This window comes from Saccharicrinis fermentans DSM 9555 = JCM 21142, assembly GCF_000517085.1.
Lineage (GTDB): Bacteria > Bacteroidota > Bacteroidia > Bacteroidales > Marinilabiliaceae > Saccharicrinis > Saccharicrinis fermentans.
Genome location: NZ_KI912107.1, coordinates 5,094,452 through 5,111,888 on the forward strand (window position 1 = coordinate 5,094,452; position 17,437 = coordinate 5,111,888).

The 17,437-nt window shown below is 39.7% G+C and carries 13 protein-coding genes; 7 read left to right on the forward strand and 6 right to left on the reverse strand.

From position 1 onward, the window contains the following. The first annotated feature begins 5 nt into the window (after nucleotides 1-5). The 7 genes from CYTFE_RS0121005 to gltX all read left to right on the forward strand — a co-directional run bounded on the left by CYTFE_RS0121005 (nucleotide 6) and on the right by gltX (nucleotide 9,877). Nucleotides 6-875, forward strand: coding sequence for a DUF4296 domain-containing protein (locus tag CYTFE_RS0121005; protein WP_027473435.1), 870 nt, complete (start codon nucleotides 6-8; stop codon nucleotides 873-875). Continuing rightward, nucleotides 872-1,456, forward strand: coding sequence for a hypothetical protein (locus CYTFE_RS0121010; protein ID WP_152541671.1), 585 nt, complete (start codon nucleotides 872-874; stop codon nucleotides 1,454-1,456). Before CYTFE_RS0121005 ends, CYTFE_RS0121010 begins: the two co-directional genes overlap by 4 nt. Nucleotides 1,457-1,528: 72 nt before the next feature. Further along, nucleotides 1,529-2,380, forward strand: a complete 852-nt coding sequence (cysQ, locus tag CYTFE_RS27520) for a 3'(2'),5'-bisphosphate nucleotidase CysQ (protein WP_044212187.1) — start codon at nucleotides 1,529-1,531, stop codon at nucleotides 2,378-2,380. A 183-nt stretch (nucleotides 2,381-2,563) separates the two neighbouring features. Beyond that, nucleotides 2,564-3,739: a phosphoglycerate kinase gene (locus CYTFE_RS0121020; protein WP_027473437.1), complete on the forward strand. Its 1,176-nt coding sequence runs from the start codon at nucleotides 2,564-2,566 to the stop codon at nucleotides 3,737-3,739. A gap of 193 nt (nucleotides 3,740-3,932) precedes the next feature. Beyond that, nucleotides 3,933-5,159 (forward strand): 3-deoxy-D-manno-octulosonic acid transferase, encoded by a 1,227-nt coding sequence (locus tag CYTFE_RS0121025; protein WP_027473438.1) that lies wholly within the window; start codon nucleotides 3,933-3,935, stop codon nucleotides 5,157-5,159. Between the two features lie 453 nt (nucleotides 5,160-5,612). Next, complete coding sequence (locus CYTFE_RS0121035; protein ID WP_027473439.1) at nucleotides 5,613-8,171, forward strand: adenosylcobalamin-dependent ribonucleoside-diphosphate reductase; 2,559 nt, start codon at nucleotides 5,613-5,615, stop codon at nucleotides 8,169-8,171. A 173-nt stretch (nucleotides 8,172-8,344) separates the two neighbouring features. Next, nucleotides 8,345-9,877 (forward strand): glutamate--tRNA ligase, encoded by a 1,533-nt coding sequence (gltX, locus tag CYTFE_RS0121040; protein WP_027473440.1) that lies wholly within the window; start codon nucleotides 8,345-8,347, stop codon nucleotides 9,875-9,877. Nucleotides 9,878-9,980: 103 nt separating this feature from the next. Here gltX and CYTFE_RS0121045 read toward each other — a convergent pair whose 3' ends face one another. From CYTFE_RS0121045 to rsgA, 6 genes are all read right to left on the reverse strand, one after another. Then, nucleotides 9,981-10,979, reverse strand: a complete 999-nt coding sequence (locus tag CYTFE_RS0121045) for a beta-ketoacyl-ACP synthase III (RefSeq protein ID WP_027473441.1) — start codon at nucleotides 10,977-10,979, stop codon at nucleotides 9,981-9,983. A 219-nt stretch (nucleotides 10,980-11,198) separates the two neighbouring features. Next, a complete protein-coding gene (gene rpmF, locus CYTFE_RS29650) occupies nucleotides 11,199-11,384 on the reverse strand; it encodes a 50S ribosomal protein L32 (RefSeq protein ID WP_081736061.1) in 186 nt (61 codons plus the stop codon). Nucleotides 11,385-11,399: 15 nt separating this feature from the next. After that, entirely contained in the window at nucleotides 11,400-11,939 is a 540-nt protein-coding gene (locus CYTFE_RS0121050; RefSeq protein WP_027473442.1) for a YceD family protein, read from the reverse strand. A gap of 158 nt (nucleotides 11,940-12,097) precedes the next feature. Further along, on the reverse strand, nucleotides 12,098-13,237 hold the full coding sequence (locus CYTFE_RS0121055) for a sensor histidine kinase (protein WP_027473443.1): 1,140 nt from the start codon (nucleotides 13,235-13,237) through the stop codon (nucleotides 12,098-12,100). A gap of 131 nt (nucleotides 13,238-13,368) precedes the next feature. Then, nucleotides 13,369-16,152, reverse strand: coding sequence for a response regulator (locus CYTFE_RS0121060; protein WP_027473444.1), 2,784 nt, complete (start codon nucleotides 16,150-16,152; stop codon nucleotides 13,369-13,371). A gap of 54 nt (nucleotides 16,153-16,206) precedes the next feature. Then, on the reverse strand, nucleotides 16,207-17,133 hold the full coding sequence (gene rsgA / locus CYTFE_RS0121065) for a ribosome small subunit-dependent GTPase A (RefSeq protein WP_027473445.1): 927 nt from the start codon (nucleotides 17,131-17,133) through the stop codon (nucleotides 16,207-16,209). Between the last annotated feature and the right edge of the window lie 304 nt (nucleotides 17,134-17,437).

Consider the following 17,437-nt stretch of genomic DNA (forward strand, 5'->3'; position numbering starts at 1 on the left):
GCTCTATGATAAAGATATTAGATAATAAAGGCTGGTTTATGCCAGCGATGTGGACTGGTTTAGTCCTTACTGTTTTTTTGACAGGATGTATACGTCACAAGTTACCAGAGGGTTTTCCGGATAAAGATAAATTTGCCGAAATACTCTCAGAAGTCCATTTGGCGGAGGCTACCATTAATCAATTAAGGATTAATAATAGTAGGGGAAAGACCACTGCCAATAATTATTATCATTATGTATTGGCAAAATACGATCTCACCCAAGAAAAGTTTGACACCATTGTTAATTGGTATCTGGGATACCCTGAGTTGTATCAGGAAGTGTATGATGAGTCAATTGCCATATTGTCCGAAAAGCAAGCTGAGTGGCAAAGAGAAGTCAAAGGAATTGAAGAACAGATTGAAAGAGAGCGGAAGGAAAAAGAAGCGCGCAGCGTGTGGAAGGGAAAAAGAAATTTCTTTATCAGTTTAAGAGATACATTTGACCGTAGGATACCTTTTAATATTAGGGTGGATACAATCGATGCACAGGGCTATCGTATTAGTGCATTTTATCAGTTTCTGAAAGGAAGTAGAGTTCATAAGCCCTTGCTAGAGGTGATGACTTTATATGAAGATAGCACCCTGGATACACTCACTTATGAGCTCAAGAACACCCATAATAGTACCAAGGCTGAGCTGACCATTGGAGCAAATAAGGATTTGAAAGTACTCCAGATGCAGGGCTTTTTGTTGAAACATGATACTCTGGAGGAGTTGCGTGCCCGCATTAAGGATGTTGAATTTGAGTTTCTGCCAAAGCCGGATTCTTTGGCGCAGGACTCTCTGAATGTGGACTCTTTGGGTGTGGATGCGATAGAGAAGCGAGTGTTGTGATGAGGAAAATTGCTGCTCATTATTGGTTGCGTCCAGATGCTTCCATAGGTAAGTTTCCGATTATTACATTGAATGATGATCATACAATAGTAGAAATAAGAGAGCGAGATACCTTTCAGGAAGAGGCAGCTCTTGAATTGATCAATGGCCTATTGGTGCCGGGCTTGGTGGATTTTTATTCTTTGTCGCCAAATGCTCGACAAGAACTGGATATTAGAAAGTATTTGAATAGATTCATAATTGGAGGAGTAAAGGCTTTGGCCGTTCCGAAAGACCAAATGAAAATTGTGAGGGCTGCCAATAGATCCAGAGATTTGTATTTACATCCAGTAGATCAGGTCTTTTATGATGATGGAGAAGAGATGGGGTTTGGCAAAATACAACAGGCTGGAGATTCGTTAAAAGAATTGCTGCAATTGACCAGAGGTAATGCGACTTGTTTGGGTATAGATTATCGGTATGGAACGCTTGAAGTGGGAAAATGCCCCGGGATTTTGGCCATATCCAACCTTTGTTACGAAACGCTTTCAATTAACAGGGATAGTAGGCTTAGACTAATCGTTGAATCAATGGCCCTATAAGAGAAGGCGTTCAAAGATTCCTGAAATAGAACAGATAGGCTTTGTATGTTTGTTGGAAGAAAAACTTAAGCTATGCAAAAATTATTAAAGTTGGCTATAGATGCTGCCGTTGAAGCAGGTCAGGCCATTATGAAGATATATAAATCGGGTGATTTGGGTGTTGAATTTAAAGCCGATAATTCCCCTTTAACACTGGCTGATAAAGCAGCTCACCAGGTAATAGAGAAGTACTTATTGACAAGCCACATTCCTATTTTAAGTGAAGAGGGGCGTCATGAAGATTATTTGCTCCGAAAAGATTGGAAGCGATTGTGGATCGTGGATCCGTTGGATGGAACCAAGGAGTTTGTAAAGAGGACGGGGGAGTTTACGGTGAATATTGCTTTGGTAGAGGATCATTATCCCATCATGGGGGTAGTTTTGTTGCCTGCTTTGGGTATATTATACTTTGCCAGTGCTGATGATGGTGCCTATAAAGTTGTGTTGGCGCAGGATTGGCTGAGCCAAACGCAAGTTAGTATTAGCGATAAAGAGAAGCTGCCCATTGTGATGCCGCACGATCAATTACAAATTGTGGCGAGTGTTAGTCATTTGTCAAAAGAAACAGAGTTGTTTGCAGCACAGCTAAAGACTAAATATGGGGATAGTGATTTTGTTTCAGTAGGTAGTTCTATCAAGATATGTAAGGTAGCTGAAGGAACAGCGGATATTTATCCTAGACTGGGGCCTACTATGGAGTGGGATACAGCGGCAGGTCAGGCGGTAGCTGAGGCTGCCGGGGCGTATTTTACAAATTGGAAGACGAAAGCTAGGTTGGGCTATAATCGTAAAGTGCTGTTGAATGACTGGTTTGTAGTTTCTGGGAAGAGGTTTTCACTTGCCGAAATAGAGGGGATGATATCTGATTTTGAAGAGGATAACTAAGTTAATTGTTGTCAATCTGTTTCATAACAAACGTTTCGCACAGTAGTATCATCAATAAATTTTTTATATTTGTCGTCTTAATTCGTCAGGATTATTGCTGGGTTCGATAGCTTTTTTATATCAGCAATCAATCAATGTACGATTCATGTGTATTTTTTTTAAAAACCATATAATATTATTGACATGCCTGCAATTGATACTTACAATTTCTCAGGAAAAAAGGCGATTATCCGCGTGGATTTTAATGTGCCTCTGAACGACCAGTTCGAAATTACAGACGATACTCGTATTGTGGCTGCGCTTCCTACAATTAAAAAAGTGTTGGCTGATGGAGGAGCTGTTATTTTGATGTCTCACTTGGGTCGTCCTAAGGGTGAAGTTCAGGATAAGTTTTCCTTAAAACACGTTGTGGCTCACTTATCAGCAAAATTAGGGCTAGACGTAAAAATGGCTCCTGACTGTGTTGGGGCTGAAGTGAAAGCAATGGCTGATGACATGAAGATGGGTGAGGTTATGTTATTGGAGAACTTGCGTTTTCATAACGAAGAAACAAAAGGTGATGAAGGATTTTCTAAGCAATTGGCCGAATTGGCTGATGTTTACGTAAATGATGCCTTTGGTACAGCTCACCGTGCCCATGCTTCAACAACTATTATTGCTAAGTTTTTTAACGAAAAAATGGCAGGTTATCTGTTAGATAAAGAAATTAAATTCTTAGGTGAAACAGTGGCCAACCCTGTAAAACCATTTGTTGCCATTGTGGGTGGAGCTAAGGTTTCCGGTAAGTTAGAAGTGTTGAAGTCTTTACTAGAAAAAGTGGACACCATTTTGATAGGTGGTGGAATGGCTTATACCTTCTTAAAAGCGCAAGGACACGGTATTGGAGGTTCTTTGGTGGAAGAAGATTTGATAGATACTGCAAAACAAATTTTGGCGGATGCTAAAGCCAAAGGTGTTAATTTCATGTTGCCAGTGGATAACTTGGCTGCTGATAAATTTGCTGATGATGCGGATATTCAAGAGGTAGGTGTTGAAATTCCAGAGGGAAGAATGGCTCTTGATGTGGGTCCTAAAACAGTGGAAGCTTATGCCGCTGAGATTGCCAAAGCGAAAACAGTAGTGTGGAATGGTCCAATGGGATGTTTTGAAATGCCTAACTTTTCAAAGGGTACTTTTGGTGTTTGTGAGGCGGTTGCTGCTTCTGATTGTATCTCTATTATTGGTGGTGGTGATTCTGTTTCTGCTGTTAATAAAAGTGGATTGGCTGACAAAATGAGCCATATCTCTACAGGTGGTGGTGCTTCATTGGAGTACCTGGAAGGAAAAGTGTTACCTGGTGTACAAGCTGTAACTGAGTAGTTAAGTCTATACTTAATATAGGATAGCCTGCAAGAGATCATCTTGCAGGTTTTTTTGTGTCATATGTAGAGCTAGCAAGAAAATAGCTGTTTTTCTGTCTTTATAAGAAAGCTGGTAAAGACTATGTAGTGAATTGTTATGGGCTAACAACGAAAAGAATTATCTTTGCAGAAATTTTAATAATATTCAAAATATGTCATTGTTTTATCATTTGGGAATCCTTGTTTTTAATGCCTTGTTGAGTGCTGTGGCCCTGTTTAATGCGAAGGCCAAGATGCTTGTGGAGGGTAGAAGGGAAACGATGCGAAGGCTTAAAGAACTGGATCTGGATGGTAGGACAACGTGGATTCATTGCGCATCGCTTGGTGAATTTGAACAAGGGAGACCGGTTATTGAACGTATTAAGAAAAAAAATCCCGGGCAAAGAGTAGTTTTGACCTTCTTTTCTCCGTCGGGATATGAAGTGCAAAAAAACTATCCATTGGCTGATCTGGTATTATATCTACCTGCCGATAGACCCTCGAATGTAAAAAAGTTTGTGATGGCGATTCGCCCGCAGGAGGTGATATTTGTGAAGTATGAGTTTTGGTATTACTTTCTTAAATATTTGCATGAGCAAAAAATAAAAACCTATATTATATCTGCTATTTTTCGTCCTCAACATGCTTTCTTTAAATGGTATGGTGGTTGGTATCGAAAAATGTTGCATTATTTTACCAAGCTTTATGTTCAGGATGAGCAATCGGGTCAGTTATTGTCAGCTATTGGAATAGATAATTATCAAGTGGCAGGAGATACTAGATTTGACCGGGTGTTTGAAATTGCGCAAAATGCAAAAGAATATCCTGCATTGGAAGTGTTTGCGCAAGATTCATTAGTGATGATTGGAGGCAGTAGTTGGCCGATGGGTGAAAAACTAATTGCAGATTATTTAAGGCATAACCCTGATTTTAAATTATTGTTAGCCCCGCACGAAATTCATGAGGCGCATCTTCAACAGATAGAAGCTTTGTTTTCTGACTTTTCGTGTGCCCGGTTTAGTGAGTTGGATAAGTGCGATTTAAAGAAGCTGCGTATTGTCATAGTGAATACCATGGGTATGTTGTCATCCATGTATCGATATGGGCATGTGGCCTACATAGGTGGGGGATTTGGAAGTGGTATTCATAATACCATTGAAGCATCCACATTTGGTCTTCCTGTGGTCATGGGGCCTAACTATAAAAAATACCAGGAGGCGTGTGATTTAATTCAGCTGCAGGCTGGCTTTAGTGTGTCGGATAGCGCTGGTTTTGCAGAGGTAATGGACCGACTACTCAAGGACAAGTTGTGTTTGGCAAAGTCTTCTGAAGCAGCTGTTAATTATGTGAATAAAATGCGCGGATCAACCGAAGTGATTGTGGAGCAATTGTTTACGTGAAGACTCTGCGCCTGAGCCCAGAAGCGTTGCTTGTCCTGATACGGCGCAATTAAGCATGTCAGAAAAATATTAGAAGGATTAAGGTGTTGTAATACAGATTGGTCAATTCCTAAAAATAGACATGACTATCTGAAATTTGGAAAATATGTATTTTTTATTTTTCATTTTTGTAAATTTGCGCTATATATCTTCCTTTTGAGCTTTCCAATTGTTGGACGTATTATTTATGCGTTTGTTGATAAAATTTTCTTTTTGGACAACTTTTCATTTTTTTTAAAAATATAAACATCACTAAATGAGGGCTTAGGCATTTTGTTTTGGACAACTTTTTGCATTGTTCAAAAGTATTTCTTGCCATAAAAGTAACTCTTTCTTAGTTTTACATTCAGTAACAAGGGGCATTAGTGAAAATCTAATTCAAACATATAAAGGTAGTTAAAAATATAAGTCACCATGGCAGTAACAGAAATCGACCAAAAAACTGAGAAATTGAAGAAAACGTATACAAATGATGAAGCTTATGAATCGGCATTAAAATATTTTAATGGTGATGAGTTGGCGGCACGTGTGTGGGTAAATAAGTATGCATTGAAGGATTCGGATGGCGTTATTTACGAGGAAAATCCCGATGAAATGCATCATCGTTTGGCCAGGGAGGTGGCCCGTATTGAAAAGAAGTATCCCAATCCTTTGAGTGAAGAAGAGCTGTATGAATTGTTTAAGGATTTTAAATATATTGTACCTCAGGGTGGCCCAATGGCAGGTATAGGAAATGTATTTCAGATAGCATCCTTGTCTAACTGTTTTGTAATAGGTAATGAAGGTAATTCTGATTCGTATGGTGGAATCATGAAGATAGATCAGGAGCAGGTGCAATTGATGAAACGACGCGGAGGCGTAGGGCATGACTTGTCACACATACGTCCAAAGGGATCTCCTGTTAAAAATTCGGCCTTAACATCTACTGGTATTGTACCCTTCATGGAGCGTTATTCTAATTCTACCCGGGAGGTAGCTCAGGATGGTCGTAGGGGGGCGCTGATGTTGAGTGTTTCTGTAAAGCACCCTGATTCGGAGTCTTTTATTGATGCCAAATTAGAGCAGGGAAAAATTACAGGAGCCAATGTGTCGGTTAAGATTGATGATGATTTTATGCGATCGGTAGTGGATGGGGTTCCTTATCAGCAACAATATCCTATTGATTCAAATAATCCATCGCATGTCAATGAAATTGATGCCACTAAATTGTGGAAAAAAGTTGTGCATAACGCATGGAAATCGGCCGAGCCGGGTATTTTATTTTGGGATACTATCATTCGTGAGTCGGTGCCCGATTCGTATGCAGACCAGGGGTATAAAACGGTATCAACCAATCCTTGTGGTGAAATTCCTTTGTGTCCTTATGATAGCTGTCGTTTAATTGCTGTGAATTTGTATTCGTATGTGGAGAACCCATTTACGGATAAAGCAAAATTTAACTTTGACTTGTTTAAAAAACATGTGGGGTATGCTCAGCGTATAATGGATGATATTATTGACTTAGAGCTGGAGAAGATTGAAGGTATCATCAAAAAAATTGACCAGGATCCCGAAGGTGAAGAAGTCAAGTTGGTGGAGAGAAATCTTTGGACTAATATCAAAAATAAGGCTGAAGAAGGAAGACGAACAGGTGTTGGTATTACAGCTGAGGGAGATATGTTGGCTGCATTAAATCTAAGATACGGAACAGCCAATGCGACTGACTTTTCCATTGAAGTGCATAAGTCGCTGGCTTTAGCAGCTTATCGTTCTTCAGTTGATATGGCAAAGGATAGAGGTGCTTTCCCTATTTTTGACTATGCTAAAGAAGAAAAGAATCCTTTTATCAATAGGTTGTTAAAAGCCGATCCGAAGCTTGGTGAGGATATGAAGACTTATGGACGTAGAAATATTGCGTTGTTAACCATTGCTCCAACCGGAACAACTAGTTTGATGACGCAGACTTCATCGGGTATTGAGCCTGTATTTATGCCAGTGTATAAAAGAAGAAGAAAGGTTAACCCTAACGATCCTGAGACGCGCGTTGATTTTGTAGATGAGGTAGGTGATAGTTGGGAAGAGTATACCGTATTTCATCATAAATTTGTTACTTGGATGGAGGCCAATAATCATTCCACCACAAAAGTGTATTCACAAGAGGAGTTGGATAAGTTGGTGGCTGCTTCTCCCTACTATAAAGCTACATCGAATGATGTGGATTGGTTGAATAAGGTGCGTATGCAAGGGGGTGTGCAAAAATGGGTAGATCACTCCATTAGTGTAACCATTAATCTTCCAGCCGATGTGTCAGAGGAGTTGGTAGGTGAGCTTTATATTGAGGCTTGGAAAAGCGGATGTAAAGGAGTGACAGTATATCGTGATGGTTCGCGAGCTGGAGTGTTGATTGCGGATACCAAAAAAGAAGAAGAGGAAGTTAAATCTCTTTTTTCGAAGAAACGCCCTAGTGTGTTAGAGGCTGATGTGGTTCGTTTTCAGAATAATAAAGAGAAATGGATTGCTTTTGTGGGACTGATGGATGGTCGTCCTTATGAGATATTTACAGGATTGGCAGATGATGAAGATGGTATTTTGTTGCCTAAATCTGTTCAAAAGGGATTGATCATTAAGAATCGCGATAAGGAAGGTGTTACCCGTTACGATTTTCAGTTTGAGAATAAACGAGGATATAAAACAACCATTGAAGGCTTAAGTCATAAGTTTGATAAGGAATACTGGAATTATGCCAAGTTAATATCAGGTGTTTTGCGTCATGGCATGGAAATAGCTGATGCCATAAATTTGGTTTCCGGCTTGCAATTGGATAATGAGTCTATTAATACCTGGAAGAATGGTGTTGAAAGAGCACTTAAGAAATATATTCCGGATGGAACAAAAGCCAATAAAGGGAAATGTGAAAACTGTGGGTCGGATAGCTTGACTTATCAGGAAGGATGTTTGATATGCCAGGATTGTGGCTCATCAAAATGTGGGTGATTGGTAAAGTGATATGTATTGTAAAAGTTTGCCTATTATAACTTTTTTACTTCAGGAAGCGGAGTGGTCTATGATCATTCCGCTTTTTTTTAGCGTAAGATAGGTATCTAATCTCGCTCTTACCTATGGTCTAAAAATCTAATCTATTATCTTTGTGAAAAATAATATTTATCATGGCAGACAGAAAAGTTAGGGTGCGATTTGCGCCAAGTCCAACCGGACCATTGCATATAGGTGGTGTGAGAACTGCTCTCTTTAATTATTTATTCGCAAAGAAGCATGGCGGCGACTTTATTTTACGTATTGAAGATACGGATCAAACGCGCTTTGTGGAAGGAGCGGAAGCGTATATTAATGCCTCGTTGGACTGGCTTGGAATAGCCGTTGACGAAGGTGTAGCGCAAGGCGGAAGCTATGGTCCGTATAAGCAATCAGAGCGCAAGGATATTTATTTGCAATATGCAGAGCGCTTGATCAATGAAGGGTGGGCCTATTACGCATTTGATACCCCGGAAGAATTGAGTGCCAAGCGGGAGGCTGCGGAAGCAGAAAAAACAAAGTTTTCCTACGATATGAATACCCGTATGGGGCTTAGAAACTCGTTGTCGTTGTCTGCTGAAGAAGTGGAAAAGCTCAAAGCGGATGGGGTTGCTTACGTGGTGCGTTTTAAGATGCCAGAGAACGAAGAAGTGAAGGCAGTCGATATGATACGTGGGGAGGTTACCTTCAATACCGCTATACTAGACGATAAGGTTATTTTTAAGTCGGACGGTTTACCTACCTATCATTTGGCCAATGTGGTGGATGATTATCTCATGAAAATATCGCATGTTATACGAGGAGAAGAGTGGTTGCCTTCAATGCCATTGCACATTATGCTTTATAGAGCATTGGGGTGGGAAGATGAACGACCCGAATTTGCCCATTTGCCTTTGATACTGAAACCAACAGGGAAAGGGAAGTTAAGTAAACGCGATGGAGATAAGGCTGGATTTCCAGTATTTCCGTTGGAGTGGAAGTTAAGCGATGATGAGCTTGCCTCGGGCTACCGTGAGTGTGGTTATTTTCCTGAAGCGGTGGTGAACTTATTGGCCTTGCTGGGGTGGAATCCGGGTACGGAGCAAGAGATTTTTAGTATGGAACAGCTCATTGAAGCATTCTCCATTGAGCGTGTGAATAAGTCAGGAGCACGTTTCGATCCTGAAAAAGCCAAATGGTTTAATCATCAGTATTTGATCCATAGGAGTGATGCAGATTTGGCGGAACGATTTCTACCCATCTTAAAAGAAAAAGGGGTGGAGGCTGATATGGCTTTGGTTCAACAAGTGGTTGGATTGGTGAAAGAAAGGGTTAGTTTTGTTGCAGAGCTATGGGAGCAGCTTAGTTTCTTTTTTGTGGCGCCTACAGAATATGATCCTAAGGTGGTTAAGAAGCGTTGGAAAGGTGATGTGCCTGCTTTTATGGCAGAGTTATCTGCTGACTTGGAGGCTGTAGCTCAATGGAAGGCGGAAGATATAAAGACAGCAATATCTGCTAAGATAGAAGAAAAAGGACTGGGGTTTGGTTTGGTGATGAATGCCTTTCGTCTAGCTTTAGTAGGCGGTGGTTTTGGTCCAGATCTAATGACGATCGCTGAGCTAATAGGCAAAGAAGAAACCTTGGCAAGAGTAAGGAATGCGGTGGCTTTTCTTTCCGATAAAGCCTAGTTGCTGAAGGTTCTTAACTCAGAGAGAATATTAAAAAACAAAGGGTGATTTCAACAGAAATCACCCTTTGTTTTTTGACCTTAATTATGTATTGGGATAGGATTTATTTTGAATCGTATCCCCATTTAAGATAAATTGCTCCCCAGGTAAATCCGGCACCAAAGGCTGAAAGAACCAGGTTGTCTCCTTTTTTAAGTTGTTTTTCCCATTCCCATAGACACAATGGGATTGTAGCAGACGTAGTGTTACCGTATTTTTCAATGTTGATCATTACCTGCTCTTTTTTAACGCCCATTCTTCTGGCTGTAGCATCGATAATTCTCAGGTTTGCCTGATGAGGAACCAACCATGCAACATCGTCGGATGTTAGGTTGTTTTTCTTCATGATCTCAACAGAAACATCAGCCATGTTTGAAACGGCGTGTTTGAATACGGTTTGTCCTTCTTGATATACGGTGTGTTCATTGGCATCTACAGTTTTGTGCGAAGGAGGGTTTACTGATCCTCCGGCTTTCATTAGCAGATGGTGACGCCCGATACCATTACTCTTAAGTATCGTGTCCATCACGCCTACTTCTTCTTCCGTAGGTTCTAGCATTACAGCAGTTGCTGCATCTCCAAATAGTACACAAGTGGTACGATCTGTATAGTCGGTGATGGATGACATTTTTTCGGCGCTCACCAAAATTACTTTTTTGTGACTGCCTGATTGTACATATTTGGTTGCAGTATCTAAACCATAAAGAAACCCGGAGCATGCTGCATTCATATCAAAACTTTGAATGTTGTGAATGCCTGCTTTGTCGCAAATAATGGCAGATGTTCCTGGGAATAAATGGTCAGGTGTTACCGTAGTACATATTACCAAGTCTACCTCTTCAGGTTTTGTGCCTGTTTTTTCTAACAGTTGCTTAACTGCTTCGGCACCCATTTCAGAAGCGCCTTTGCCTTCACCTTTTAATATCCGTCTTTCCTTGATTCCAACGCGTGTCATTATCCATTCGTCGGAAGTGTCCACCATGGTGCTTAACTCCTCGTTGGTCAAAACATAATCGGGTAGGTTGACACCAATGCCGGTGATTACTGCATTAATCTTTTTCATGTTAAAAGTAATATATCCGGTTGTAACAAAAACTACAACCAAAAGTTAGAAATAGCCTGAGCTTGAACTCCTGCAATTTGTTTTGTGTGCTTAGGAGAAGCTAAACTACTATTTATTCTGAAGAATAAGACTTTACCCTTTTCGATGATAAAGTGTCTTAAAGCAAAATTTGCCTCGCAAAGCGAAGCAAATTTATAAAGTACTTTTAAAAATAAAAAGTTATGCCGTAATTTCTTTCTCAACAGCTAGTTTTCCTCTGTAGTATCCGCAATCACCACATACTGTGTGCATTTTTACAGTAGAACCGCAGTTTGAGCATACTCCCAATGCAGGAGTGGTAGCTTTATAATGCGTCCTTCTCTTGTCTCTTCTTGTTTTAGAAATCTTTCTCTTAGGATGTGCCATTTTATAAACTCTTTACTAATTATTATTATCTTTTAATTTTTTTAAAGCTGCCCACCTTGGGTCAATTGCTTTTTCTGTATTGTCGTTTGTTTCGTGGTGTTCGATCGAAAATTCTTCCAGTTTGGCTGTCATTTCCGGGTCGCATTGTTCGTAATCTTCATGGACAGATCGCAAAGGCATGCTTACCACAATAAATTCATATATCAATTGAGCAATATTAAGCTCGTTTTCTTCGTGGGGAAGAATGATAATCTCTTCGTTTGGTTCGTCGTACATGGCTCCAAATTTCACATACATTGTACCTGTATATTCAATTGGAACACTCACTTCTTGCAAACAATTGTCGCATATCGACTGAACTTTTCCAGCGATATCAAAATCCAATTGAAGCATATGAGACATCTTGTCCATCGTTACGTCTACTTCAAAATCTCCGTTTTTAATACTGGACCCTTCTATTGCTTCAAAAAAAGATTGATCAATTGTATAGTGAAATTGATGCCTCCCGTCTTTTAAGCCCTTGAAGGCTATGTTATAATCCCTTAGCTTGTCCATCTCACCTTATATAAAAACTTTGCAAAAGTATAAAAAATTAATGCTAGTATGGCAATATAAATGAAATTTTATTCCTATTTTTTCCTTGCATTAGCCTTTTTCTCCTAAAATCATTGATATACAGTGATGTAGTGTTTTTGTGTATTGACTGGTTTTTATTATATGATGATTCTAAATACGGTTTTTTTACCAGGTAAAGATTCCTTGACCATTATTTTTCCATTGTGATATTCTTCGATGATGCGTTTGGTCAGTGTAAGTCCTAGACCCCAACCTCTATCTTTGGTGGTGAAGCCGGGTTCAAAGACTGTTTTGAAGTTCGATTTGGAGATTCCTTTTCCGTTATCCATAATATCAATGCTTACTTTGTTTTGATGTCTTTGAGTGGATACTGTTATTTTTCCATCTCCTTTGATGGCATCAATGGCATTTTTGATAAGGTTTTCGAATACCCATTCCATTAATATGGTGTTGGCTTTTATGGTGATGTCCTCGTTGAATAGTAGAGTGTATTCTACTTTTTCTGAGGACCTGGATTTTAAGTAGTGAATGCTTTGTTCAATTACTTTGTTGACATTCATATCTTTTAAAATAGGTTTAGAACCGATTTTAGAAAACCTGTCGGCTATGTTTTGAAGCCTATAAATGTCTTTTTTAACTTCTGCAATACCGTTTGTGTCAGGATTCTGTAAGTCCATTAATTCTATCCAGCCATAGAGTGAGCTAATAGGGGTGCCTAATTGGTGGGCTGTTTCTTTGGCCATGCCCACCCAAACCTGGTTTTGTTCTGCTTTGCGTGAGCTGCTAAATGCCAAATATGCAATGATGGCGAATACCGCTATAATAAGTAGTTGTATGATGGGAAACCATTGTAGTTTTGTTAATAGGGTGGAAGTGCGATAATATAGAAATTGTTTTTCGCCACCTCCCAGGTTTATTTCAATGTTTTTACCCTGCCTTTTCATCTTGCTTAACTGTTTGCTCCAATATTTCGGAGAGGAGGAGGAGGGTGCTTTGATGTTTCTGTGATATAAAATGGAGTCTTTACTATCTATGATTACCAAAGGTACCGTGGTGTTATTCTTGAGTACTTCCAAGGTGAGATTCAGCGATCCGCCTTCTTCACCTGGTTCTACTAATTGGCGTGTTGCCTGTGCCCAGAGTTTAATTTTTTTAGCCTCTTCGAGTTTGAGTTCGTCAACCAGGTGATTGGTGTAAATGGTAGATAGAGAACCTATGATGACAGCCCCTGTAATGACCCAAAGCTTAAATCTCTTTTTTTTAGTAAAATGCTGCATATGCGCTAATGTAGTCCGTGCCTCATCAGAGACCTGTTAACGATGGTTTGTAAGGTGTCTAATTTGTGTGTTTGCTGTTGTGCTTTATTTCAAACGCCCTAGGTACGGGGTTTATTGTTTTTATGCCTTTCTTAGTAGGAACACCACTTGATAAGCATGCGTGTTATCTCCTCTTTTTGTGCTGGTTTGACTATGAAGTCATCCATGCCTGCTTTAAATGCCAGCTCTCTTTGCTGGGGGTCATTGTTGGCGGTCATGGCAATAATTGGACAACTCTCGTCGCGACATTTGAGTTCTTTTGATGCGTCAAAGCCGTCCAGTTCAGGCATCATCAAATCCATAAAAACGATGTTATAGCTGTTGTTTTTTGCCTTTTCAACGGCTTCTTTTCCGTTGCTTACCATGTCTATCTCGTATCCTATTTTGCGAAATAGGTTTTGTGCCACGCGTTGGTTGAAGGGGTTGTCCTCGGCTACCAGTATTTTTATATGATCTGGAACCACTTTGCCGGTGAGGCTGTTCTGTGATTTTATATTGGGGAAATGTCTTAATATAAGTTGTCTAAGGTTACTTAGCCTAACGGGTTTACGTAGATATGCATCGGCACCAAGTCTTTTGCCTAGCTGTGTGTTCATGGTTTGAAAATCGGAACTCTGCAGAAGGATGAGAAAGTTGTTGTGCAGATTGTTGTTGTATATTTGTTGCAGGAAGTCAAGTCCATTGAAATCAGGCCGTTGGTCTATTACCAGTAGCTGGATGGATGGCTTGTTTTTTAAAAATAAGATGGTTTCTTGTGAAGGTGCCATTATTTTATGGTTGATGCCCAAAGCCAGCAGATTTTGGATGATATTTTGCACCTGTAGGGTTTCGTCTGATACAATAAGCGTGGTGATCTGCGCCCAGGAAAATATATATGAAAAATCAAGGCCTTTGTTAATGTGTTTGGTAATAAAGGGTAGGTTGAAGCAAAACTCGGTGCCCGGGTAATGAGGGTTTTTGGATATGCTAGACGGACTGTTGGCCCAAATCTCTCCTCCCATTAGGCTCACTAAATTTTTTGAGATAGAAGTGCCTAATCCGGTACCACCGAACTTACGTGTTGTGCTGTCGTCTTCTTGTGCAAAGGGGGTGAAGATGGTTACTAGCTTATCTTTTTGTATACCAATGCCGGTGTCGCTAATGCAAAATGTAAGTGCAGGGTTACCGTTGAGGGTTGTTGATCGTGAGACCGATAGGCGAACCTCTCCCTCGGGTGTGAATTTAATAGCATTGCCTATCAGGTTGTTGAGTATTTGTCTGAATCGTAAAGGGTCACACATGAAATCATGGGGCAGCGCTTCCTCCAGATGTGTGGTAAGAGTTATGTTTCTTTCCTGGGCAATGGGGGTGAATGCATTGACAGTTTCCTGAATTTCCGCAGCTAGATCTGTGGGAATGGACTCAACTTCCAGTTTTCCTGCTTCTATTTTTGAGAAATCCAGAATGTCGTTGATCAATGCCAAAAGGGTATCGGCCGATCGTTTGACCACCCTTAGCATTTCGTTTTCAGCAACTTCTATCTTACTTGTTGAGAGTAAGAGGTCGGTCATTCCGATAATGGCGTTAAGCGGGGTTCTGAGCTCATGGCTGATGTTGGCAATGAAGTTGGTTTTTGCTTTTTCGGAACTTTCTGGATGTGCGGCAGGTAGTATGCCGGATATCTCAATAAAAAACTGGATGTAATTTTTGCTTTCTTGGTTAAAGAAGATGTTCTTTTCACTAACAATCACTTGTTCATTTTCGTTCCCCGCGTTAAAGATGTATCTGTTGGAGGTTTGAGATACCGCATCTTTTCGAATCATCTTTTTTCTTTCAAATAGTACCTGATCCGATGCTGTTTGTTCTATTAGCACATCTTCGTTCTCATGACCAAATATTTGGAGGGCAGCCTTGTTGACAAACTTGATCTTATTTTCACTATCTGTTAGAATTACGCCGAGAGGGAGGTAGTGTAATATTTTATTGAGAGCTCCTTTGGATTGTGATGAACGGAGAATGGCTTCTTTATTTTTGGAGAGGTGTATGTAAAATGCCAGTGCGATGAGTAGAATAACGGCAAAAGAGATGCTTGCAACAAAAAAAGAATTACGAGCAATGGAGGAAGTAATGGCCTTAATGGGCATTGAAAAAACCAAAGTGAGATTGTTTTTGCTGAGTGGAACGTTTTGAGCCAAGGACATTACTTTAAAAGTGCGACCATTGCTTTTGAGCATATGTATGTAGGGTGTAGCTTTGCTTTGTAAAGGAAATAACTTGGGCTTTACGAGCTGTAGATCTGGGAAAGAGGAGTAGATAATCTCTTTGTTGGAGTTGATAAGCCATTGAAATTCATGATTTTCTATGTGGAAATTGCGAAATAAATTATCGTAAAAGTCATGAAGGTTTATAGTGAAAATTGCGTAGCCGAATATGTGAGAATCAGAGGCTAGGGGTTGGGTGTAAATAATGTTTTTCTTATTTAGAACCAACCGTGGTTTAAACTCTTCAATGCGGCTATTTTTGCCATAAGTAGTAATCAGGTTTTGGTTGGGATCATTCGAAAGGGCGTAAAAGTGTCCTTTGTTGTCATATACCTCCAGCTTATTGAGTACACTACTATATCTGTTGTATAGTAGTTCTATGCGTTTTTGGACTTCCTGGTTTTGTAACTTAATATTGAATAAACCACCCAGTTCCTCTTCGTTCAGCATTAGCATGATACTTGTTTCTACTTCAGAAAAGTAATCGGATAAAATTTCGGAACAGGTGGATAAATCCTTTTCCAGCACTTTTTTATGTGTGTCAATCTGCCAGTTATAGGTGTCGTTGTAATAATAGATATTAGACACCACAAGAAAAACGATGCTGCCTATCACAAAAATTAAGGTACGTTTCATGAATTGGTATCTGTTATATATAGTGTATGGATCGATAAGTAAAATTAAAACTTATTACCGATATTTTTCTTGGTTCGATTGATAAATGTTGATGTAGCTTTGATATCGGCTGTATGCCAGGCTTTCATTTTCTACAGCATTTTTAACGGCACACCCGGGTTCGTGTATGTGCGTACAGTTTCCGAACTGACAGTGGTGGGAGTGTTCAAATATATCCTTGAAATAATGGTGAAGTTCCTCTTTTTCAATGTCAATAAGCCCATATCCTCGTATTCCAGGAGTGTCAATGATAGCTCCTCCGAAATCAAGTTCGTGCATTTCAGCATAGGTAGTGGTGTGTTTTCCACTTTGGTGAATGCTCGATATTTCTGCTACTTTTAGGTTGAGTCCCGGCTGTATTCTGTTAATCAAGGTTGACTTACCTGCACCGGAATGGCCGGAAATAACACTTACTTTATCCTTTAATAAGTCTGTCATCACGCTTAGGTCATCCTGTGTTTTGGCTGATATTCTAAAAGTTTGGTAACCAATGGATTCGTATATGTCTGTTAGTTTTTTTACGTTATCTAAATGCGCATCATCGTAGCGATCCATTTTATTAAAAACCATTTTAACAGGTATGCGATAGGCTTCGGCAGATGCTAAAAAGCGGTCGATGAAAACAGTGGTGGTAATAGGGTAATTGACCGTGATAAGTAGCAGGGCTTGGTCAATATTTGAAGCGATAATGTGTGACTGTTTAGAGAGGTTCGAGGCTTTTCGTATAATGTAATTTTTTCTCTCTGCTATTTCTGAAATAACACCCATGTCACTATCCTTATCAATGGTGAAGTGCACAATGTCGCCTACGGCAACGGGATTGGTGCTCTTGATGCCATCCATCCGGAACTTACCTTTGATGCTGCATTTTACAAATACCCCTTCGTCTGACTTTATCAGATATCTGCTGCCTGTTGATTTAAAAACGATGCCTTTTTTCAAAATAATTAAGAATATTTGTGAATGAGTTGTGAGCAACAAAAATACCAATTCGTTTATTAATAGGGAAATTTAAGCTAAACTATTACTGATTAATGTTTGTTTTTTACGGATTGCTACAGGTAGTTGTTATGTCGAGAAATAAGAGTTTTTTTTGTTTTAAAAGTTGTATATCTTGGCATGATGGGGTGAACTTTGCCTTATGTCAAGTAAGGAGTTATGATGTATAGGTGGTAAATCTTTATATTGATAGAGGTAATGAAGGGATGAAGAGTGTGATGGGCAGAGGATTAACGATAAAGGATGT

What these genes read in the sequence shown, in the direction of transcription:
- CYTFE_RS0121025 (WP_027473438.1), top strand. Translation starts at nt 3,933, where the DNA reads ATGTCATTGTTTTATCATTTGGGAATCCTTGTTTTTAATGCCTTGTTG.
- CYTFE_RS0121050 (WP_027473442.1), bottom strand. Translation starts at nt 11,939, where the DNA reads ATGGACAAGCTAAGGGATTATAACATAGCCTTCAAGGGCTTAAAAGAC.
- CYTFE_RS0121020 (WP_027473437.1), top strand. Translation starts at nt 2,564, where the DNA reads ATGCCTGCAATTGATACTTACAATTTCTCAGGAAAAAAGGCGATTATC.
- CYTFE_RS0121005 (WP_027473435.1), top strand. Translation starts at nt 6, where the DNA reads ATGATAAAGATATTAGATAATAAAGGCTGGTTTATGCCAGCGATGTGG.
- CYTFE_RS0121060 (WP_027473444.1), bottom strand. Translation starts at nt 16,152, where the DNA reads ATGAAACGTACCTTAATTTTTGTGATAGGCAGCATCGTTTTTCTTGTG.
- CYTFE_RS0121055 (WP_027473443.1), bottom strand. Translation starts at nt 13,237, where the DNA reads ATGCAGCATTTTACTAAAAAAAAGAGATTTAAGCTTTGGGTCATTACA.
- gltX (WP_027473440.1), top strand. Translation starts at nt 8,345, where the DNA reads ATGGCAGACAGAAAAGTTAGGGTGCGATTTGCGCCAAGTCCAACCGGA.
- CYTFE_RS0121035 (WP_027473439.1), top strand. Translation starts at nt 5,613, where the DNA reads ATGGCAGTAACAGAAATCGACCAAAAAACTGAGAAATTGAAGAAAACG.
- cysQ (WP_044212187.1), top strand. Translation starts at nt 1,529, where the DNA reads ATGCAAAAATTATTAAAGTTGGCTATAGATGCTGCCGTTGAAGCAGGT.
- rpmF (WP_081736061.1), bottom strand. Translation starts at nt 11,384, where the DNA reads ATGGCACATCCTAAGAGAAAGATTTCTAAAACAAGAAGAGACAAGAGA.
- CYTFE_RS0121045 (WP_027473441.1), bottom strand. Translation starts at nt 10,979, where the DNA reads ATGAAAAAGATTAATGCAGTAATCACCGGCATTGGTGTCAACCTACCC.